This is a genomic window from Paraburkholderia unamae, assembly GCF_003096875.1.
Lineage (GTDB): Bacteria > Pseudomonadota > Gammaproteobacteria > Burkholderiales > Burkholderiaceae > Paraburkholderia > Paraburkholderia unamae.
In genome coordinates this window covers 24,039-43,983 of record NZ_QEOB01000048.1, presented here as the reverse complement: position 1 = coordinate 43,983, position 19,945 = coordinate 24,039, and the positions used below count along the sequence as shown (strand labels likewise).

Annotated in this window: 16 protein-coding genes; 5 read left to right on the top strand and 11 right to left on the bottom strand. The window is 67.0% G+C overall.

Annotation, left to right across the window (positions count from 1 at the left end):
- Positions 1-184: 184 nt before the first annotated feature.
- Both C7402_RS45340 and C7402_RS45335 read right to left on the bottom strand, forming a co-directional pair.
- Positions 185-1,855, bottom strand: coding sequence for a phospholipase C (locus C7402_RS45340; RefSeq protein WP_112175741.1), 1,671 nt, complete (start codon positions 1,853-1,855; stop codon positions 185-187).
- 223 nt (positions 1,856-2,078) lie between these two features.
- A complete protein-coding gene (locus C7402_RS45335) occupies positions 2,079-3,482 on the bottom strand; it encodes a sigma-54 interaction domain-containing protein (RefSeq protein WP_112175743.1) in 1,404 nt (467 codons plus the stop codon).
- Positions 3,483-3,770: 288 nt separating this feature from the next.
- Between C7402_RS45335 and C7402_RS45330 the strand changes: the two genes are divergently transcribed.
- The 3 genes from C7402_RS45330 (at position 3,771) to C7402_RS45320 (ending at position 7,214) form a co-directional block, all read left to right on the top strand.
- Entirely contained in the window at positions 3,771-4,652 is an 882-nt protein-coding gene (locus tag C7402_RS45330; protein WP_112175744.1) for an MBL fold metallo-hydrolase, read from the top strand.
- 70 nt (positions 4,653-4,722) lie between these two features.
- Positions 4,723-6,378, top strand: coding sequence for a bifunctional protein tyrosine phosphatase family protein/NAD(P)/FAD-dependent oxidoreductase (locus C7402_RS45325; protein WP_116615203.1), 1,656 nt, complete (start codon positions 4,723-4,725; stop codon positions 6,376-6,378).
- 32 nt (positions 6,379-6,410) lie between these two features.
- Positions 6,411-7,214, top strand: coding sequence for a sulfite exporter TauE/SafE family protein (locus tag C7402_RS45320; RefSeq protein WP_112175748.1), 804 nt, complete (start codon positions 6,411-6,413; stop codon positions 7,212-7,214).
- Between the two features lie 24 nt (positions 7,215-7,238).
- Here the strand turns inward: C7402_RS45320 and C7402_RS45315 are convergent, their stop codons facing one another.
- The gene (locus C7402_RS45315) at positions 7,239-8,312 is read right to left on the bottom strand and encodes an alkene reductase (RefSeq protein WP_112175750.1); all 1,074 of its coding nucleotides are present in this window, start codon (positions 8,310-8,312) and stop codon (positions 7,239-7,241) included.
- 154 nt (positions 8,313-8,466) lie between these two features.
- Here C7402_RS45315 and C7402_RS45310 point away from each other — a divergent pair, with 154 nt between their 5' ends.
- The gene (locus C7402_RS45310; protein ID WP_112175751.1) at positions 8,467-9,342 is read left to right on the top strand and encodes a LysR family transcriptional regulator; all 876 of its coding nucleotides are present in this window, start codon (positions 8,467-8,469) and stop codon (positions 9,340-9,342) included.
- 48 nt (positions 9,343-9,390) lie between these two features.
- Here C7402_RS45310 and C7402_RS45305 read toward each other — a convergent pair whose 3' ends face one another.
- Positions 9,391-10,074 carry a MarC family protein gene (locus C7402_RS45305; RefSeq protein WP_112175753.1) on the bottom strand — a complete coding sequence of 228 codons (684 nt, stop codon included), beginning with the start codon at positions 10,072-10,074 and terminating at the stop codon, positions 9,391-9,393.
- Between the two features lie 272 nt (positions 10,075-10,346).
- Here C7402_RS45305 and C7402_RS45300 point away from each other — a divergent pair, with 272 nt between their 5' ends.
- On the top strand, positions 10,347-11,456 hold the full coding sequence (locus C7402_RS45300) for a serine hydrolase (protein WP_112175755.1): 1,110 nt from the start codon (positions 10,347-10,349) through the stop codon (positions 11,454-11,456).
- Between the two features lie 10 nt (positions 11,457-11,466).
- Here the strand turns inward: C7402_RS45300 and C7402_RS45295 are convergent, their stop codons facing one another.
- From C7402_RS45295 to C7402_RS45265, 7 genes are all read right to left on the bottom strand, one after another.
- Positions 11,467-12,084 (bottom strand): histidine phosphatase family protein, encoded by a 618-nt coding sequence (locus C7402_RS45295; RefSeq protein WP_116615202.1) that lies wholly within the window; start codon positions 12,082-12,084, stop codon positions 11,467-11,469.
- Positions 12,085-12,276: 192 nt separating this feature from the next.
- A complete protein-coding gene (locus C7402_RS45290; protein ID WP_116615205.1) occupies positions 12,277-13,392 on the bottom strand; it encodes a porin in 1,116 nt (371 codons plus the stop codon).
- A 113-nt stretch (positions 13,393-13,505) separates the two neighbouring features.
- Positions 13,506-14,789, bottom strand: coding sequence for an MFS transporter (locus C7402_RS45285; protein ID WP_116615201.1), 1,284 nt, complete (start codon positions 14,787-14,789; stop codon positions 13,506-13,508).
- 90 nt (positions 14,790-14,879) lie between these two features.
- Positions 14,880-16,577 (bottom strand): GMC family oxidoreductase, encoded by a 1,698-nt coding sequence (locus C7402_RS45280; RefSeq protein ID WP_116615200.1) that lies wholly within the window; start codon positions 16,575-16,577, stop codon positions 14,880-14,882.
- Positions 16,574-18,004: an aldehyde dehydrogenase family protein gene (locus C7402_RS45275; protein WP_116615199.1), complete on the bottom strand. Its 1,431-nt coding sequence runs from the start codon at positions 18,002-18,004 to the stop codon at positions 16,574-16,576. Before C7402_RS45275 ends, C7402_RS45280 begins: the two co-directional genes overlap by 4 nt.
- Before the next feature lie 36 nt (positions 18,005-18,040).
- Entirely contained in the window at positions 18,041-18,937 is an 897-nt protein-coding gene (locus tag C7402_RS45270; RefSeq protein ID WP_116615198.1) for a TauD/TfdA dioxygenase family protein, read from the bottom strand.
- Positions 18,938-19,117: 180 nt separating this feature from the next.
- Positions 19,118-19,912 carry an enoyl-CoA hydratase/isomerase family protein gene (locus C7402_RS45265; protein ID WP_116615197.1) on the bottom strand — a complete coding sequence of 265 codons (795 nt, stop codon included), beginning with the start codon at positions 19,910-19,912 and terminating at the stop codon, positions 19,118-19,120.
- Positions 19,913-19,945: the final 33 nt, after the last annotated feature.

Sequence of the window (19,945 nt, the reverse complement as noted above, 5' to 3'; positions counted from 1 at the left end):
CGTGAACTGCACCCCGTGAAAGACAAACCCTAAACCCCGCAAGGCGGACACTTGAACTTGGCCGGAAAGCGGACATCTGAAAATGGCTTTGACATATAAATGTTCTCAAACATCAGTAAAAACCCCAAACCTCAAGCGAAAACGGGCCGAAGCCCGTTTTCGCCCGACACCCCGTAGCCCGGTATCAAACCTTCGGAGCCTTATCCACCTGGCTGCCCGTCGCCGGATCGACGAACAGCTTGCGCTCATCGTGACCCTTGCCGCGACGGTCGAAATTGAACATGCCCATGATGCTGCCCGACCTCGCATCGAACGACCCGCCGCCAAGCCGCTTGCCATCGAGCCAGTTGTCCTCGATGAAGCGCACCACGGACGCCTGGTCGATCAGCGTGTGGTCGACGTAATTTTCCTTCGCCCACGGCGAGATCACGACGAACGGGATGCGCGTGCCCGGACCGCAGCGGCCGTTCACGGGCTTGCCGCTCAAGCCGTCGTGCGCCGAGCCCGTGCCGCAGGTGCCGGGCGCCGTCACCTGGTCGGCCACCGTGTCATACGACGCGCTGGTCGGCAGCGTATAGGCGTGGTCGTACCAGCCGTCGGAGTCGTCCCAGGCCACGATCACGGCGGTCTCGTCCCAGTCTTTCTGTTCCTGGAGGAAGTTGACCACCTTCGCGACGAACGCCTGCTCGTCGAGCGGGTCCGAATACCCCGCGTGACCGTCCTGGTAAGCCGGGGCCTTGAGGAAGCTCACCGCCGGGAAATTGCCCGACTTCACCGCGTTAAAGAAGTCGTCGGTATCGTACTGATGGTTGGCCGGGTCCGGGTTTCCGTCCTTGCCAAAGCTGTGGCCGATCGCGGCGATCGAGTTCGGTCGCAGGTGCTTCGGGTTCGACGTCGACGCGAAGTACTGGAACCAGTTGTGGTGCGGGATATAGTCCGCCGTGGCGGCGCCCACGACCGTCGAGAGCGTGCTGCGCTTGCATCCCGTCGTGCCGTTGCTGTTCTGCGTCGCGAGGTCGAAGCCGCCCATGAAGCCGCCCCACGAGACATTGCGCGCGTTCAGCAGGTCGCCGATATTCTTGCCGGTCATCAAGGCGGTATCGGTCGTGCTGGAGCAGCTATCGTAGGCCGGGTCGACGTCGTTGATCATCGTGTACCCGCCCTCGCCGTCGTTCACGTAGTACGAGCCGGCGACCGAAGGCTGTTTCGTTGTGAGCACAACCTTCATGCCGTTGGTCTGTCCCGATACGACTTCGAGCGCGCCCGGCGTCGAGGGGCCGTACGTCGACGTATACGCGTTGTCGCTCATCGCGAATCGTTGCGCGTAGTTCCACAGCGCGGTGACCGTGTTGCCGTCGTAATAGCCCATCACCTGGCCGGTCGTGCCAAACGCGCCGGCCCCGCCGCTCGTGCCCTTACCCGTGTACTTCGGGAAAAGGTCGGCCGCGCCGTTGTCGTACGCCTGCTGCTCGGCCGTATAGGCGTGGTTCTGGTCGGCGGTGGCCGCCTGCGTGCGATCGAGGCGGAACGGATTGGCCGCGCCCGCGCCATTCGCCGTGTTCGTGAAATTGGGGTTGTTGTTGAGGAGCGCGCCCGTGAGGCCATTAACCTCAGGAGTGCCAGGCACGGCGTTGAAAGCCGGTTCGCCCGCCGGGTTGGTCGCGTGCGGATACGTCGCGAAGTAATGATCGAACGAAACGTTCTCGCCATAGATCACGACCAGATGCTTGATGGGCGTGGCAGTGTGAACCTCGTTCGGCCGGCCCTTGTCGTGGTCATCGTCGGCACTCCACGCAACTGTCGATGCGAATGCCGCGGCTGTGAGCGAACCAATTGCTATATGACGCCATTGCATATTCGGCTCCTGGTTGGATTCGTATTGCCCGGATGACCGCGGAGCCGAGGCGCAGAGAGGGTCTGCGTCGCATCATCATGCTGATGCCGTCTGGATGCTTATGGCTACACGGCAACAGGATTAGAGCATCGAGGTATGAATGCTGAGCGTCAGACTCCTTACGAAATATTTTCGGGCGCGAAAACGTTTGCCGGTCGCCGCGAACGCGGCGGGCGCGCGGCGTTCAGGCCCCGCCTTCGCCGCCGAGCGCCTTGAGGCGGCGGTACAGCGTGCGCTCGCTGAGCCCCAGTTGCGCGGCCAGTTCGCTGCGCTTGCCGCGAAAGCCCGCGGCGGCGCGCGCCAGGTCCGCATCGGAGAGCTTGCGGGGCAACGCGTAGTTCGTTGCGGCGGCTTCGAGCACGTCCGAGGGCACGTCGGCGCGCGTCGCGTAGCTCAGCGCATCGGGCAGTTGCGCGGGCCGGATCACGCCGTCGTCTGCCAGCAGGCACGCGCGCTCCAGCACGTTGCGCAGCTCGCGGATATTGCCGGGCCAGCGCCAGGCGCGCAGCCGTTCGAGCGCGTCCGGCGAAATCGTGACCTTGCGCGCGGCGCCGTGTTTTGCCGCCGCAATGCGTTGCAGGATCGAGTCCGCGAGCAGCGGGACGTCTTCAACGCGTTCGCGCACCGCGGGCAAATGGATGGGAAACGCGCTGATGCGAAAGTAGAGATCGGAGCGGAACTGCCCTGCCGCGATCATGGCTTCGAGCGGCTTGTGCGTGGCGGCCACGAGCCGGAAGTCGGCGCGCTGGGTCTCGGTGCTGCCCACGCGCCGGAACGTGCCCGTTTCGATCAGCCGCAGCAGCTTCACCTGCATCGACAGCGGCACGTCGCCGATCTCGTCGAGAAACAGCGTGCCGCCCTGCGCGGTTTCGACCAGCCCCTGCTTGCGGCCCGTGGCGCCCGTGAACGCGCCTTTCTCGAAGCCGAACAACTCGCTCTCGAACAGCGTTTCGGTAATGCCAGAGCAATCGACGACGACAAACGGGCGTTGCGCCCGCTCGCTCGCCTCGTGCAGCGCTTGCGCGAACAACTCCTTGCCCGTGCCCGACTCGCCGAGCAGCAAGACCGGCAGCATCGAGGGCGCGACCCGCTGCAACGCGGAGATCGCCTTGTTGAACGCCGGCGCGCGGCCGACGAGCCCTGCGGCGCTCGGCTTGGCCGACGCGCCGCGCACCGTCGCGAGACGCTCGACGTACGCGACGATCTCGGCGTTGGCATCGAAGATCGGCCGCAGCTCCACGTCGACGTGCTCGGGCCCGCGCGGCGTGTGATGAATGTGCAGCACGCGGTCTGCGCTGCGCACCTCCGCCGCGCGCCGCATCGGGCAGTGCTCGCCCGCCTGGTCGCAGGGCACGTCGTAGTGATGCGACACCTGGTAGCACTTGCGCCCGACATGCGCCTGCCCTTTCACGCCGAACTGCCGCTGGTACGCCGTATTGGCCGCGAGAATCTGGTAGTTCGGATCGAGGACGATCGAAGGCTGCGGATCGTACTCCAGGTACGACACGAGCGCGCCCAGATCGGGTGTGCCGTCGGTGTGACGTTCGGGCAAGGTCGAATCTTGCGATGGCAGGTCGGGCGAAATCATGGGCTTGGGTCCGGGCTTCAATTCGGGCTGTGACTCCAGGGATGCCGCACTATACGCCTCGACTGCCATTTCTGCCATGCCACTGCCATTTGGCAGACGTCATGACGCAACCGCCCGCCGCCGCGCCCGTCGACTGACAGCAGGCCGCCCCGGCTCGCCAGGAAATACCCCTAGGAATTAAGCGGTTAGCCTGCCAGCCGCCGCTCTGACCTGCGCTGGCACGATATTTGACTGTTATTCCCGCAAGGAGCCGAAAACCAGGCTCCGCCACACGTGAGGAATAACGGGATGAGTCTTGCCAAGTTCGTCGTCGAAGGACTTTTCGACCCCGCCACCTGGACGGTCAGCTACCTGCTGCTGGACCCCGCAACGAAGCACTGCGCGCTGATCGACACCGTGCTCGACTATGACCCGAAGTCGGGGCGCACCCGCACCGACACGGCCGACCGGCTCGCCGCGCGCGTCGAGGAACTGGGCGCGCGCGTGCAGTGGCTGCTCGAAACGCACGTGCACGCCGATCATCTTTCGGCCGCGCCTTATCTCCAGGCGCGGCTGGGCGGTCGAACCGCGATCGGCGAAGCGGTCACGCGCGTCCAGACGGTATTCGGCAAGCTCTTTCACGCGGGCTCCGAGTTCCGCACCGACGGCTCGCAGTTCGATCAGCTTTTCGGCGATGGCGACGTGTTCCGCGTGGGCGAACTCGAAGTGCGCGTAATGCACACGCCGGGCCACACGCCCGCCTGCGTGACCTATGTGGTCGGCGAAGGCGCTCAACAGGCGGCCTTCGTGGGCGACACGCTGTTCATGCCCGACTACGGCACCGCGCGCTGCGACTTTCCCGGCGGCGACGCCTCGACACTGTACCGCTCGATTCGCCGTGTGCTGAGCCTGCCGCCCGAAACGCGCCTGTACATGTGCCACGACTATCAGCCGGGCGGGCGCGCCGTGAAGTTCGAATCCACCGTGGCCGATGAGCGCGAAGCCAATGTTCACGTGCACGACGGCGTGGACGAGGCGTCGTTCATCGCCATGCGCACGGCGCGCGACGCCACGCTCGACATGCCCGTTCTCATCCTGCCCTCGGTGCAGGTCAACATGCGCGCGGGCCACCTGCCGGAGCCGGAGAGCAACGGCATTGCGTACATCAAGATTCCGGTCAATGTCCTTTGAGCCGCGCGGCAGTCGTCAGTCATTAAAGAACGCACAAGAGAACGTACAAGAGAAAGCACAAGAGGCAAGCATGGAACTCAAGAAGCTCACGGACACCTTCGCCGTTTCCCCGCAGGTCCACGTCGCCGATCTGCCCGCGCTGCGCGAGATGGGCATTCGCGCGATCATCTGCAATCGCCCCGACGGCGAAGGCGCGGACCAGCCCACCTTCACTGAAATCGAGCAGGCGGCCGGTCAATTCGGCATCGAGGCGCATTACCTTCCCGTGGAAACGGGCAAAGTCAGCGATCAGGATGCCGAACGGTTTCGCGGCTATCTGGAAACCCTGCCGCGTCCCCTGCTCGCCTACTGCCGCAGCGGCATGCGCTCGGCCACGCTGTGGGCGCTCGCCAGCGCGCCCGCCATGCCGCTCGTCGAGATTCTCGCCGCGGGCAAGCGCGCCGGCGTCGATCTCAGCGGACTCACGCGCCGCATCGGTTCGCCGCGCGCGAGCGCCGACGATCAGCATGACGTCGTGATCATCGGCGCGGGGGCCGCGGGTGTCGCCACGGCGTCGAGCCTGCTCGCCCGCGCGCCCGATCTCGACATCGCCATCATCGATCCCGCCGACGTGCATTACTACCAGCCCGGCTGGACCATGGTGGGCGCAGGCGTGTTCCACCCGGAAACAACCGCGCGCCCCATGGGCGGCGTGCTCCCGCGCAACGTACGCTGGATCAAGGCGGCGGTGGCCGCGTTCGAACCCGCCGCGAACGCCGTGATACTGGAAGGCTGCCGCGTCGTGACCTACCGGCAGCTCGTGGTCTGCCCCGGCCTGAAGCTCGACTGGAACGCGATCGATGGCCTCGCGCAAACGCTCGGGCGCAATGGCGTGACGTCCAACTATCGTTACGACCTCGCGCCCTATACGTGGGAACGGGTGCAGCAGCTCAAGGGCGGCCGCGCCCTCTTCACGCAGCCGCCCATGCCGATCAAATGCGCGGGCGCGCCGCAAAAGGCCATGTATCTCTCGTGCGATCACTGGCGCCGCAGCAGCCGGCTCGACCAGATCGAGGTGGAATTTTTCAACGCGGGCGCGGCGCTTTTCGGTGTGGCCGACTATGTGCCCGCCCTGATGAAGTATGTCGAGTCGTACGGCATCGATCTGAACTTCGGCATGAACCTCACGGCCGTGGACGGCGAAGCGAAGCAGGCCACCTTCGCGCGCGCACTGCCCGGCGGCGGCAGCGAAACGTTCACGACGGGTTTCGACATGCTCCACGTCGTGCCGCCGCAGAAGGCGCCCGATTTCATCCGCGTGAGTCCGCTCGCCGACGCGGCAGGCTGGGTCGATGTCGATCCGGGCAGCTTGCGCCACAAGGCCTACGAGAACGTCTACGCGCTGGGCGACGTGTCCAGTACGTCGAACGCCAAAACGGCGGCGGCGGCGCGCAAGCAGGCCCCGGTGGTCGCGCACAACGTGCTGGCCGCGCTGGGCGTGAAGCGTGGCGAGGCGTCCTATGACGGCTACGGCTCGTGCCCGCTCACGGTGGAGCGCGGCAAGATCGTGCTGGCCGAATTCCTCTACGGCGGCAAGGTCGCGCCGACCTTCCCCACCTGGCTCATCGACGGCAAGCATCCGTCGCGGCTCGCCTGGCTGATGAAAGAGCGCATCCTGCCGCCGCTTTACTGGAAAGGCATGCTCAAGGGCCGCGAGTGGTTCGTGCAACCCCAGGTGACCGACTGATTCTGGTCCGCTTGCCGTCCTCGAGGTGATCGATGCTGGTCTCGCTTTTACTCGGCGCCGTGGTGGGCGCCATTCTCGGCCTCACGGGCGCGGGCGGGGGCATCCTCGCCGTGCCCGCGCTGGTGTTCGGCATGGGCTGGCCCATGCAGCAGGCCACGCCCGTCGCGCTCGTCGCGGTGGCGGGCAGCGCGGCGGTGGGCGCGCTCGAAGCGTTCCGCAAGCGCCTCGTGCGCTATCGCGCGGCGTTTTTCATGGCAGCGGCGGGCGTGCCGACCACGTTGCTCGGCGCACGCCTCGCGCGCGCCCTTCCCCAGCGGCTCTTGCTCGTGCTGTTCGCCGCCGTGATGCTGTTCGTCGCGCTCAGGCTCCTGCGGCAAACGCTCAAGCGCAAAACGGCGTCGCCGGAGCATTCGCCGCTTTGCGTGGCGCATATCAATCCGGCCACCGGACGCTTCGACTGGACGTGGCCCACCGCGCTCGCGCTCGCGGCAACCGGCTCGGTCACCGGCCTCATGACGGGGCTGCTCGGCGTGGGCGGCGGCTTCATCATCGTCCCCATGATGCGCAAGCTCACCGACGTCTCCATGCACGGCATCGTGGCAACGTCGCTCATGGTGATCGCGCTGGTGGGCAGCGGCGGCGTGCTCGCAACGAGCCTGCATGGCACGGCCTTTCCGTTCGACGTCGCGTTGTGGTTCAGCATCGCCACCGCCGCCGGCATGCTCAGCGGCCGCATTGCCTCCCACCGCCTCGCCGCGCATCACGTGCAGCTTGGCTTCGGGGCCATTCTGGTGTGCGTGGCGCTGGGCCTGATGGCGAAAGCCGTGTTCGCGTGAAAGGCGGCTTTTGCCCGCGCGCGTTCAGGCCTCTTCGGCCTCGGCCAGCGTCGGATAGTCCGTGTAGAACTTTTCCGTGCCGCCAAAAAAGCCTTCGCGGCGCGGCTCGTTCATCGGGGCGTTGGCCTTGATGCGCTCGACGAAATCCGGGTTCGCGAGCACCATCGAGCCATAGGCTTCCAGATCGGCCGCGCCCGCGGCGATGTCCGCGCCCACCTGCTCGCGCGGGCGTCCAGGGCGATTCAGGATCAGCTTGCCGCGCCAGCGTTTGCGGATGTCGGCAAGCAACGGCTCGTCGCCCTGATGCGCGATGTGCAGATACGCAAGGCCGAGCTTGTCGAGTTCGGCGACCAGATAGCGATACAGATCCGGGCCCTCCACGCCTTCGTCGATGCCCCACAGCGTCGTGCCGGGCGAGAGGCGAATGGCGGTGCGATCCGCGCCGATTGCGTCGGCGATGGCGCTCGCGACCTCGATGGCGAAGCGGGCGCGATGCGCGATGGCGCCGCCGTATTCGTCGGTGCGCGTGTTGGCGCTGGGCGCGAGGAACTGCTGGATGAGGTACGCGTTCGCGCCGTGGATTTCGACGCCGTCCGCACCCGCCTCGACCGCGCGCCGCGCCGCGAAGGCGAAGTCGGCAACGCTCTGGCGCACTTCCTCCGTGCTCAACGCGCGCGGCACGGGAATGTCCTGCATCCCCTTGACGGTGAACATGCCCGTGCCCGGCGCGATGGCGGAAGGCGCGACACCCGGCCGGTGGTGAGGCGTGTTGTCCGGGTGCGACATGCGCCCGGCATGCATGAGCTGGATGAAAATGTGGCCGCCCTTCGCGTGCACGGCGTCGGTCGTGCGCTTCCAGCCCGCCACATGCGCGTCGGTGTAGATGCCCGGCGTGCTCAAGTAGCCCTGGCCGTCGTCCGAAGGCTGGGTGCCCTCCGTCACGATCAGACCGACCCCTGCGCGCTGCGCGTAATAGCGGGCGGCCAGCTCGCCCGGCGTGCCGTCGAACTGCGCGCGCGAGCGCGTCATCGGCGCCATCACCAGGCGGTTTTGCAGCGTGTGGCGGCCCACGCGGACCGGATCGAACAGTTGGCTCATGATGAATTCCTCGAATGGGTGGATGCAGGCGCTGGCGGCCTGCGAGTGTTTCAGGCGCGCCGTGCACTTGCCATGAGGAACATCATCGTCCGCTTCCTGCGGGAGATAAATACGGCATTTCGGATATCATTGATCCACTGATGGAGCAATGCGCATGGACGATTACCTCAACGACATGGCCCTCTTCGTGGAGGTCGTGAAGGCGCGCGGCTTTCGGCACGCCGCCGAGGCGATCGGCATGCCGAACTCGACGCTCTCGCGGCGCATCACCGCGCTGGAGAAAACCATCGGGCTGCGGCTGCTGCATCGCACGACACGCAAGATCGAGCTGACCGAGGCGGGGCAGATCTACTTCGAGCGCTGCAAGCGCATTGTCGACGAAGCGCGCCTCGCCCATGAACAGCTTGGCGAGATGCTCGCCCAGCCGAGCGGCGTATTGCGCGTCTCGCTGCCGGTGGATTTCGCCGTGACCTACCTGGCGCCGTTGATCGTGGAGTTCGCGGGCCTGTATCCGGGTATCGCGTTCGATTTCGATCTCACGCCCCGGCGCGTCGATCTGGTCAGCGAGCCCTTCGACGTGGCGATCCGCATGGGCGAGTCGGAGAGTTCGCAACTGATCGCGCGCCCGCTGGCCTCCCTCACGCCACACCTCTATGCGTCGCCCGGCTACCTCGAGCGGGCGGGCGAACCCGGGAAACCCGCCGACCTCAAACAGCACGAATGCCTGAGCATCCTGAAAGCAGGCACCTGGACCTTGCACGACGGCAAGCGGACGGTCACGGTGCCGGTGTCCGGACGCTTCGCGCTCAACAGCGTGGGCATGATCCGGCGGCTCGCCGCGCTCGACATGGGCATTCTTCTGGTGCCGCGCGAAGTCGTTGACGACGAACTGGCGAGCGGGGCGCTGCGCCCGGTCCTGCCAGGGTGGCGCGGCGCGCCCACCTCGATCTACGCGATTACGGAAACGCGTCTGCTGCCCGCGAAAACGCAGCGTTTCATCGAGTTCCTGCGCGAGCGCCTCGCGCGCTAGCGCGCTCCCGTTTTCCTGGCGCTCAGGTTGCGCGGGCGGCGGCCATCGTCATGGTTTCATGCTGATGGTGAGCGGCACGCTCTCCAGCAGATCGTCGAGCCCAAGCCACAAAATCTGAATGCCGATGCAGAGCAGTACGAACGCGAGCAGACGCATGAGCACCTCGGTGCCCACCGGCCCGAGCCGCTTGCCGATGTGCCCCGCAAAGCGCACGCACAGGTAAATCGAGCCGCACAGAACCAGCAACGCCAGCAGCACGCCGACAGCGTTGATGATCTGCACATGGCCGCGCGGGCGCCCGGTGCCCAGCGCGATCGCCACCGCGATCGATCCGGGGCCGACCGAGACAGGCAGCGTCAAGGGATAGAAGGCCATCGCGCGCAGCGACGCCTTGCGCGCGGCGTCGGGCGTCGGCGTGGCCGGCGTCTTGCGCGTTTCATCCGCTGATTTGTGCAGCAGGTTCCAGCCCGCGAACGCGATCACGAGGCCGCCCGCCACCCGCAACACGGGGATCGAAATGCCGAAGAACGAGAGCACGTACGCGCCCATCACCAGCGAACCGAGCAGAATGAAGAGACTGTTGATCGCGATGATGCGCGCGAGAAACGCGCGCTCGCTGGCCGTCGCCTGAGGCACGAGGCTGAGCACGATGAAACCTGCTGCGGGCGGATTGATGACGGGAAAGAGGCCGGCGAAGACGAGCAGGAAGGTGTCGGAGAGTTGGGTGAGCATCCCTGTTTTCCTGTGTGCGACGGCGCAAGCGCCGTGGGCGGATCGCCTCGGGACGGCCAGGCGCGTGATGACGCGAGGCTGCGCCGCATCCCGCGAGTATAGGAAGCGCTGCATGGGGCGCTCAATAAGACGAAGGTCTCATGCGCGGAACTTCGGCACGCACGCGGGCTCGAACGAAACCGTCGAAAATAGCGTCACAGCGTCCAACGCGCGGTTTTGGTATCGGCCGCGCCCGCGCATCTTCCAGACCCCATGCTCATGTCTCTTCGTCGATGACCCTCGCGCCCCGACCTCGATTGCTGCCCGGCCTGCTCGCCCTCTCCCTGGCCATTGCCGCCCTGGCTGCCGCGGCGGTGCCCGCCGGGGCGAGCGCCGCCACCCACCACAGCGCCTCGGCGCGTACGGTCCACGCCGCTCCGAAGAAGAAAAAGCGCGTCGCGCACAAGCAGAAGCCCGCGCATCGAAGCACGCCCGCCGACGCGCCCTCCAGCAAGCTCTCCACCTCGAAGCGCCGCACCAAACGCGCGAAGCCGAAGCACCCTCCGCCCACAGCGCCGCAGCACGTGGCCCACGCGCACGGCAAGCGCGAACACGCGCCGCGCCTGCTCGCGCGCTGCGGTTTCACGCCTGCGTCGCGCGGCAAGATCTTCTCGCATGCGGTCTATGTCGTCGACGAAAACACCCACACGCCGCTCTACGCGCGCAACGCCGACGCTGTCGCGCCCATTGCCTCGGTGTCGAAGCTGATGACGGCCGTGGTCTGGCTCGACAGCGCGCATGCGCCGCTGCAACGCCACCTCTCGATCACGACCGCCGACCTCGACACGCTCAAGTTCACCGGTTCGCGCCTCGACGTGGGGGCGAGCCTCACGCGCGCGAACCTGCTGCACGTCGCGCTCATGTCTTCGGAGAATCGCGCGGCGGCGGCGCTCAGCCGCGACTATCCGGGCGGCCGCCCCGCGTTCGTCGCGGCGATGAATGCGAAGGCGCACCGGCTCGGCATGCCGCACACGCATTTCGTGAACGGCACGGGGCTCTCGCCGCAGAACGTTTCGACCGCGCGCGAACTGGCGAGCCTCGTGCGCGCGGCCAACGGCTATCCGCTGATCCGCCGCTATTCGATCGATCATGAGGAGCGCGTGCCGACCGGCAACGGCCAGTTGCAGTATGTGAACAGCAACCGCCTCGTGCGCTACGGGCAGGTGCACGCGAGCGTGCAGAAAACCGGCTTTATCAACGAGTCCGGGCACAACATGGTCATGCGCGTGATGGTGCACGGCCGCCGGCCCGTGATTGTCACGATGCTGGGCAGCGCGACGCCTGAAGGCTCGCGCCTGGACGGCGTGCGCATCGCGCACTGGCTGTCCTGCTCATTGCGATGAGCGCGGGGCCTCAGGTGAGCGCGCGGCTTTCTCCCAGCGCATTCCAGCGGCGAATGGCGCGGCATTCGTGGTCGAAGCCCAGTATGCTCACCGAGGCCGTGTCGAGATACAGATGCGCGCCGAGCGCCGCCGAACCGGACACCCAGCAGCCCGCGAGCGCCCGCAGGAAATGCGCGTGCGAAACGAGCGCCACGCGCCCGCGCATGGCGAGCAGGTTTTCGACCACCATCGCGGCGCGCGCCTGAACGCGCGCGAGATCCTCGCCTTGCGGAATGGGCGAATGCCATACGCTCCAGCCGGGATCGGTGCGATGGATTTCCGCTGTGGTGCGCCCTTCGTAGATCCCGTAGTCCCACTCGTGCAGGTCTGCCGTGATCGTCATCTGAGCGCCCAGGCCTGCAAGCTGGCAGGTTTCGATGGCGCGCGCCATCGGGCTGCACAGCACGGCGTCGAAGCGCTGCGCAGCGAGCGTGGCGGCGAGTGAGCGCGCCTGCTCGCGCCCATGCTCGGTGAGCGCGATATCCGTGCTGCCGGTGTGCTGCCCCGAGCGGCTCCATAGTGTTTCGCCGTGACGGATCAACCAGACTTCGCGCACGCCGGGGGACACTTCGGCAGGATTGGCAGACATCGTGAACTCCGCGTTCGAGCCCCGCGCGGTGCGCGCGGGATCCCGGCAGCATACCCGTTTTGATGCGGCTTTGCCCTTTGCGATGGCGCACGCACGGCCAGAAATGAAGGCATATCGAAAGCCGCGTGACGCCGCCTGAGCGGCGCCACGCTTTTTACATGGCAGTCCGAATCGATTACCCGAAGAGTCGCGTCAGAAGAGATGCGACATGCCGACCACCGCCAGGGTCTGCGACGTATGCGGCGCCGTGACCGAAACACCGGGCCAGCTCATGGTCGCCTCGCCGTGGTTCTTCAGATAACCCGCGCGCGCGTAAAGACTCGTGCGCTTCGAGACCTGATGCTCGTAACCCAGCTCCACGCCGAACGTCTCGTCGTTGATGCCGTGGATATTGCGCTGAATACCCGCGATCTGGAACGAGTCGAACGAACTCGCCTGAATCGACGCACCCACTTCCGTGATGTTATACGGATGCGCGCTGCCAATCAGGGCGGCGAGCGAATGCGCGGCCGGCGTCTTGGGGCTGGCGTACGAGTAGTTAGCCTGAAGATTGACGATGCCGATGCGGTACGCGAGCGCCGCCGTGTAGTGCTCCGTGCCCACGAGCGTGAGCGCGGACGGCAGGCTCGGCACGGTCTCGACGCCCGAGTGCTCGTTCATGTACGCAAGCCCGACGAACAGGCCATAGCCGGTATAGGTCGCCGAAACGTCGAGAATATTGCCCGTCGTGGCGGGCACGGGCTGGGTGACGGTCGCGGCGAAGCCATACATCGCGTTGAGCTGGAACCCGGCGAGCTTCGGCGAAACGTAGAGAATGGCGTTGCTCGTGCGGCCCGCCGCGTACTGCGTGGAAAGCGTGTTGCGGTCGGTCGCCAGCACGGCCGCCGAGAGCGGCGAGAGCACTTCGTTGGCGCGGAACGGGTCGGTCGGGTACACGGCCCGGAAGCTCGGCTGATACTGCCGCCCGAACGTGAGCGAGCCGTAGTCGGCGTGCGCGACGCCCACCCAGGCCTGGCGATAGAACAAGGTGGTCGTATCGGCGAAGGCGGAGCCGTTGTTGATGTTGTAGCCGCTTTCGAGCACGAAATTGGCCTTGAGTCCGCCGCCCAGATCCTCGGAGCCCTTGAGGCCGAACATCGAGCCCGTCGAGCCGCCGCTGCGCTGCGAGACGGACGCGCTGCCGCCGTTGTTGAGGTACTGGAAGAACGTGTCGGCCACGCCATAGAGCGTGACGCTCGTCTGGGCGCAGGCGCTACCTGCGGCCATCGCGAACATCGCGCCTATCACGCTCCGGCTGATCAGCTTCAAACGCATGCATTGTCTCCTCTTCTGTTTTCAGTCTCCGCTCGATGGCGGTATGGATTGCACTGCGCACTGCGAATTGCCAGAAAAACCTGTTATGTCGATCGGAAGCGCAAGCGTCAGCGCGCCCCCTGCCCCTCCTTTGCGGGCCGTAGCCACACGAAGCCCGCAAGGCCCGCGACCGCGAGCAGTGCGCCCGTGATGCCGAAGCCGGATTCGAAGCCGCGCGCGCCCGGCATCGCATCGACGAAACGGCCCATCAGCGCCGGGGCGAACACGCCGGCCGTGGTGGCGAGCGCATGCACGCAGGACAGCATCGCGGCGCGGCTCGCGCCCGGCACGACCTCGGCCACGAGTTGCGGGCCGAACGCGAACACCTGCGTGGCGAACGCGCAAGCCACGCCGACCAGCGCCACCTTGACGAGCGGCGGCCACGCCGCGAGCGAGGCGCACAACAGCACGCCGCCGGCCACGCAGCACGCGCTCACGAGCACGCCCCGCGCGAGACGCGTGGAGACGTTGCGCTTGAGAAGCGCATGCGAGAGCGAGGCGAGCGCGAAGCCGACGGGCACCTGCAACAGCACCTGGAGGCCGAACAGCCAGCCCGCGCGCGCGGCCGGCATGCCCAGCCCGAGACGGAAATACACGGGCATCCACGTAATGCCGCAAGCCACCACCGCATAGCCGACGAACGACTGGAGCAGCACGCAAAGGACCATGGGGCGGGCGAAGTGCGCGCGCAGCACGCGCCATGTCGGGGCGGCCGGCCGCGCGCCGCCGGGGGCCTGCGCTTGCGCGCGGCCGCCGCCCGCGAGACGCAACGCGAGCCAGAGCGCCACCCACGCCACGCCGGCCACGCCAAGCGCGAGGAAAGTCGCGCGCCAGTGCCAGCGCTGCTCGACGAACGTGAGCGCGGGTCCGGCCAGCACGAGGCCCGCCGTCGCGCCTAGCTGCACGATCAGCGTGGGCAGGCTGCGTTGCCGGTCGTCGAAGGCCTCGTAGGTCACGTGCATCGCGAGCGGTAGCGCGGGGCCTTCGCCAGCGCCGAGCAGGATGCGGCACGCCAGCAGCGTCGCGAAGCTCGCCGGCCAGATCATCGGCACCTGCGCGGCGACCCACACGAGCGCGAGCCCGGCAAGGAGCCACGTGGGATCGAGCCGGTCCGCGATCGCCCCCACGCCGATGGCCGACACCGCGAACAGCAGGAAGAACGCGCTGCCGACCATGCCGAGCTGGGAGGCGCTCAACCCCATCTCGCGCATCATCGGCACCGCGACGAGGCCGATCACGGCTTTGTCCGCGAAATTGAGCGCCATGAAGAGAAACAGCACGGCCACCGTGGCCCAGCCGCTGCGCGCACGGACGACACGCTGGGCGGCTACGGGTTGTTCGATCTGAAGCATGAGTCGTGCCCCTGGGTTTTAACTAACCTTTCAATTTAATTCGTTATCCGAATAGAATTGAAAGCTATCGGCTTGTGATTGCGCGTCGCTTCAGACGGTTTGGCGCATCAGGTCCGCCGCTTTCTCCGCGATCATGATCGCGGCGGCATTGGTGTTGCCGCCCACGAGCGTCGGCATGATCGAGGCGTCGACCACGCGCAGCCCTGTCACGCCGCGCACGCGCAGTTGCGGATCGACCACGGACTGCGCATCGGCGCCCATGCGGCAGGTGCCCACCGGGTGATAGACCGTGTCCGCGTTGCGGCGCACGAAGGTGCGGGCGGCCTCGTCGCTTGCGTCGTCGCCCGCCGCGCCGTTAGCGATCCCGGCGGTGAAAAGCTCGCGGCCGCCGTGGCGAGCCAGCGCCTCCTGCGCGAAGATGCGCCGCACCAGCTTGACGCCCGCGACCATGCCGTCCAGGTCGCGCTCGTCGGCGAGAAAGCGCGGGTCGATCGCGGGCGCGTCGTGCATATGCGGCGAGCGCAAGCGCACCTCGCCGCGGCTGTGAGGCCGCAGCACGCAGGCGTGGCACGAGTAGCCGTGCCCGCGCGGCGGCTTGCCTTCGCCGCGGTTGCCGAGCATCGCGGGCACGAAATGCAGTTGCAGGTCGGGGGCGGCGAGTCCCGGCGCGCTGCGCACGAACGCGCCCGCCTCGGCCAGGTTCGAGGTGACCATGCCCGTGCGGGTGCGCCGGTAGCGGTGAATCTCGCGCGCGAGGCGCAGCAGGCCCGGCACCGAGCGGCCAAACAACTCCGTCGAGGCGACCTGCTTGTTGACGATGATGTCCAGGTGGTCTTGCAGATTCTGGCCGACCTGCGGCGCGTCGTGCACGACATCGATGCCGAATTCGCGCAGATGCGCGGCCGGTCCGATGCCCGAGGCCATGAGCAATTGCGGCGAGTGAAACGCGCCCGCGCTCAGTACGATTTCACGGCGTGCGCGCACGCGTTGCGTCTGCCCGCCGCGCACGATCTCGACCGCTACCGCGCGCGCGCCTTCGAACACGATGCGTTGCGCCTGTGCCTCGGTCAGCACCGCGAGCCGCTCGCGGCCGCCGTTGTGCGCGATGTCGGCGCGATGGCCGCCATGCAGATACGCGCGCGCTGTGTTCCAGCGCTCACCGTTGCGCTGCGTGACCTGGTAGAGCCCGACGCCCTCCTGCTCCGCGCCGTTGAAGTCGGGGTTCGGCTTCAGCCCGGCCTGCAAGGCGGCGTCGATGAAGTGCCGCGAAAACGGATTGGGCGAGCGCAACTCGCTCACATGCAGTGGCCCGCCCGCGCCGTGATACGCGCTCTCGTGACCGTCTGCGCAACGCTCGTTCGCTTCGCTGCGCCGGAAATACGGGAGGACGTCTTCGTACGCCCAGCCCGTGCAACCCGCGTTGGCCCACGCATCGAAATCCACGCGATGACCGCGTATATAAACCATGCCGTTGATCGACGAACTGCCGCCGAGCCCGCGCCCGCGCGGCTGATACGAGCGGCGGCCGAGCAGCCCCGCCTGCGGCTCCGTATGCAGCGCATAGTTGCGCGGACCCGCGCGTGGCACCGTGGCCGCAATGCCGAGCGGCGCCCACACCGAATAGTGATGATCGCTCGGCCCCGCCTCGACGAGCGCCACGCTTGCGCTCGAAGCGTCGGCGAGGCGCGCGGCGATCGCGCAACCCGCCGAACCCGCGCCGATCACCACGTAGTCGAATTCCAGCTCCGCCACGGGCGTTGCGTTCCCCTTCTCTGCCGTTCGATTCATTGCGCGCAACCGGTGATCTGCTTGTATTCGAGGAATTCCGCAAGCCCGAAAGCGCCGTGCTCGCGACCGTTGCCGGATGCCTTCATGCCGCCGAACGGCGCGGCGAGATCCATCTTCGCGCCGTTGATCTGCACGCTACCCGCGCGCAGCCGTGCGGCCACGCGGCGCGCACGCGCCGCATCGCCCGACCAGACATAGGCGGCGAGGCCATACGGGGTGTCGTTGGCGATGGCGATGGCTTCCTCTTCCGTGTCGAACGGCAGGATCGCGAGCACCGGCCCGAAAATCTCCTCGCGCGCGATCGCCATGTCGTTGCGCACGTCGGCGAACACGGTCGGCCGCGCGAAGAAGCCACGCGACAGATGCGCCGGGCGACCGGGTCCACCGGCCACGAGACGTGCCCCCTCTTCCACGCCGACGGCGATCATGTGCTGCACCTTTTCGTACTGCGCACGATTCGAAATGGGGCCGAGAATCGTGTCCGGCGCGGCGGGATCGCCCACCTTCAGCGCATTGGCCGTTGCACACGCAACTTCAACGGCAGCTTCATAATGTTTGCGCTGCACGAGCAGGCGCGTGGGCGCGATGCAGGTTTGCCCCGAATTGAGCATGCAGGCCAGCACGCTCGCTTTCACGGCCGTGGGCAGATCGGCGTCGTCGAAAACGAGGTTGGGCGACTTGCCGCCCAGTTCCTGCGCCACGCGCTTGACCGTGCCCGCCGCGTTCGTGGCGACCTGCGCGCCCGCGCGCGTGGAACCGGTGATCGACACCATGTCCACGTCCGGGTGACTGGAAAGCGCCGCGCCCACGGTCGCGCCGTCGCCGTACACCAGATTGAACACGCCCGGCGGCACGCCGGCTTCGTGCAGGATTTCAGTGAAAAGGCGTGCGTCGAGCGGCGCGATTTCCGATGGCTTGAGCACGATCGTGCAGCCCGCCGCGAGCGCGGGCGCGACTTTCGCCGCGATCTGGTTGAGCGGCCAGTTCCACGGCGTGATGAGCGCGACCACGCCCACCGCTTCGCGCACGATCTCGGTCGTGCCGCGCCGCTCGGCGAATTCGAACGATTCGAGCGCGGCGCGCGTGCTTTGCAACTGGGCGAGACCCACGCGCGCCTGCAATTCATGGCTCAGCTTGACCGGCGCGCCGATTTCGGTGCTCACCGCCCCTGCCAGTTCCTCGTAGCGAGCGGTATAGCACTCGATGATCCGCGTGAGCAGCGCCACGCGGCTCGCCACGCTCGTGGCCGACCACGCCGGCCAGGCCGCGCGCGCGGCGGCGACGGCACGCTCGACGTCGGCCTGCGTGCCCAGGTGCACGGTGCCCGTCACGGTCTCGGTAACGGGGCACACCATCTCATGAAGTTGCCCGCCTGGCGCGGGCGCGACCCACTGGCCGCCAATGTAGTACGTGTCGAGTTTGTGCACGGCAAAGGTTTCCTTTCGAATGGAACGCGCGGGGCGTCAGAACGGCTTGTCGCCGATGATCGTCGCGCGCATCATGCGCCGCACGGCCGGGAAGTAGTCCTGAATGGCGTAGTGCTGGGTCGAGCGGTTGTCCCAGAACGCGATGGTGTTCGGCTCCCAGCGCAGGCGCACCTGATACTCCGGCACGGCGGCCTGGCGGAACAGGTACTGGAGCAGTTCGAATTCGCCGTAGCGGTAGTCGAAGCCCACGCGGAACGTGCCCTTGCTCAGATAATTCGCGAGATGGGTCGTGAAGCCCTCGTTCACGTAGAGGATTTTTTCGCCGCTTTCAGGGTGCGTGCGCACGATGGGGTGCGTAACGGCGGGAAACTTCGCGCGGTTCGCCGCGCGTTCTTCGGCCGACATGCGCGAGCCGAACGACGGCATGATGTCGTGCACCGCTTCGAGATCGGCAAGCTGATCCTTCACCGCCTGGGGCAGATCCGCATAGGCCTTCGCCATGTTCACCCAGATCGTGTCGCCGCCGCTGCGCGGGCATTCCACGCAGCGCAGCATCGACGCCATCGAGGGAATCTCGCGCCAGGACACGTCCGAGTGATAGATGTTCTCGCGCGCCTTCGAAGCCTGCGTGCCGCCCAGCAGCACGAGTTCGGGATGGTCCGCGTGATGCGGGAACACCGGGTGCACTTCGAGTTCGCCGAAGCGGCGCGCCAGCGCCACGTGCTGGGCTGCCGTGATGTCCTGGTCGCGGAAGAACAGCACCTTGTGCTGCACGAGCGCCGAGCGCAGCGCGGCGATGGTCGCTTCGTCGAGCGTCTCGCGCAGATCGATGCCGGCCACTTCCGCGCCGATCGCGGGCGAAACGGCTTCCAGCGTGAAGCGCGCGGGCGCGCAAGGCTGCGTGGCGGCGTGCGCCGCAATCGCATTCGTCATGTCGTGTCTCCGTGATGGCGCGGGCCTGGCCTGCGCCTTATCTAATTGACCTGCAATGGTGTTACCTTAGGGCGGACACAAATCGCTGTCGTGGTCCTAACGCAGGAACTACGCATGCGCCTTGCGGTCCTTCGAACGGAGCAAGGGTTTGCCCGCAGCCTCCTCCTTTCGGGCGGGGGCTCAAGTCTTGATGTCGTTGCGCGGCCACCGGAATGCAGGCGGCTCCTTGCGGGCAAAGCGCGCCGCAGCCTCACGCAGATAGGGCGACGTCAACGCAATGGCCTGTGCGCCCGCTTCGGCGTCGAGCAGCGCGCCGAAGTCGCGCTCGAACGTCTGCGCGAGCAGACGCTTGGTCATGGCGAACGCTTCGGGCGATTGCGTGCTCATGGCGAGCGCGAGTTCCTGTGCGCGGGCGCCCAGCGCCTCGGCGGGCAGCACGTCGAGCACGAGGCCGAGCGCTTGCGCTTCGCGCGCGGGCAATTCGCGCGCCGAATAAACAAGTTCGCGCGTGCGCTGCGCGCCGATCATACGCGGCAGCGTATGCAGCGCCCCGAGGTCGGGCAACAGGCCCATGCGCGCGAAGGCAAGGCAAAAGCGCGCCCGATCGCTCGCAACGATGAAATCGGCCATCAACGCGAGGCTGAAGCCCGCACCGTAGGCAACGCCGTCCACCACGGCGATCACGGGCTTGTCGAAGCCCGCGAGTGCCGCGCACGGGCGTTGACTTTCGATCATGCGGCGGCGCACCGAAGCCGTGTCCACTTGCGCGCCACCTTGCATCGCACTTACATCGCCGCCCGCACAGAAGTCGCCGCCCGCACCGCAAAGCACGAGCGCGCGCACCGTGGCGTCGCGGTTCAGCGATTCGACGGCGTCGGCAAGCTCGCCGAGCGCGCTGGCGCTCAGGGCGTTCTTGCGGCCGGGATTGTCGAGCGTCAGCGTAGCGACGCCGTTTTCAATGGTAGTCCTGATCATTTTTCGAAAGTCCGGTCCGGATGAAGAACCGCC

Excerpts from the sequence above, each read along its gene's own strand:
- C7402_RS45340 (WP_112175741.1), bottom strand. The coding sequence starts at position 1,855 with ATGCAATGGCGTCATATAGCAATTGGTTCGCTCACAGCCGCGGCATTC.
- C7402_RS45335 (WP_112175743.1), bottom strand. The coding sequence starts at position 3,482 with ATGATTTCGCCCGACCTGCCATCGCAAGATTCGACCTTGCCCGAACGT.
- C7402_RS45330 (WP_112175744.1), top strand. The coding sequence starts at position 3,771 with ATGAGTCTTGCCAAGTTCGTCGTCGAAGGACTTTTCGACCCCGCCACC.
- C7402_RS45325 (WP_116615203.1), top strand. The coding sequence starts at position 4,723 with ATGGAACTCAAGAAGCTCACGGACACCTTCGCCGTTTCCCCGCAGGTC.
- C7402_RS45320 (WP_112175748.1), top strand. The coding sequence starts at position 6,411 with ATGCTGGTCTCGCTTTTACTCGGCGCCGTGGTGGGCGCCATTCTCGGC.
- C7402_RS45315 (WP_112175750.1), bottom strand. The coding sequence starts at position 8,312 with ATGAGCCAACTGTTCGATCCGGTCCGCGTGGGCCGCCACACGCTGCAA.
- C7402_RS45310 (WP_112175751.1), top strand. The coding sequence starts at position 8,467 with ATGGACGATTACCTCAACGACATGGCCCTCTTCGTGGAGGTCGTGAAG.
- C7402_RS45305 (WP_112175753.1), bottom strand. The coding sequence starts at position 10,074 with ATGCTCACCCAACTCTCCGACACCTTCCTGCTCGTCTTCGCCGGCCTC.
- C7402_RS45300 (WP_112175755.1), top strand. The coding sequence starts at position 10,347 with ATGACCCTCGCGCCCCGACCTCGATTGCTGCCCGGCCTGCTCGCCCTC.
- C7402_RS45295 (WP_116615202.1), bottom strand. The coding sequence starts at position 12,084 with ATGTCTGCCAATCCTGCCGAAGTGTCCCCCGGCGTGCGCGAAGTCTGG.
- C7402_RS45285 (WP_116615201.1), bottom strand. The coding sequence starts at position 14,789 with ATGCTTCAGATCGAACAACCCGTAGCCGCCCAGCGTGTCGTCCGTGCG.
- C7402_RS45280 (WP_116615200.1), bottom strand. The coding sequence starts at position 16,577 with ATGAATCGAACGGCAGAGAAGGGGAACGCAACGCCCGTGGCGGAGCTG.
- C7402_RS45270 (WP_116615198.1), bottom strand. The coding sequence starts at position 18,937 with ATGACGAATGCGATTGCGGCGCACGCCGCCACGCAGCCTTGCGCGCCC.
- C7402_RS45265 (WP_116615197.1), bottom strand. The coding sequence starts at position 19,912 with ATGATCAGGACTACCATTGAAAACGGCGTCGCTACGCTGACGCTCGAC.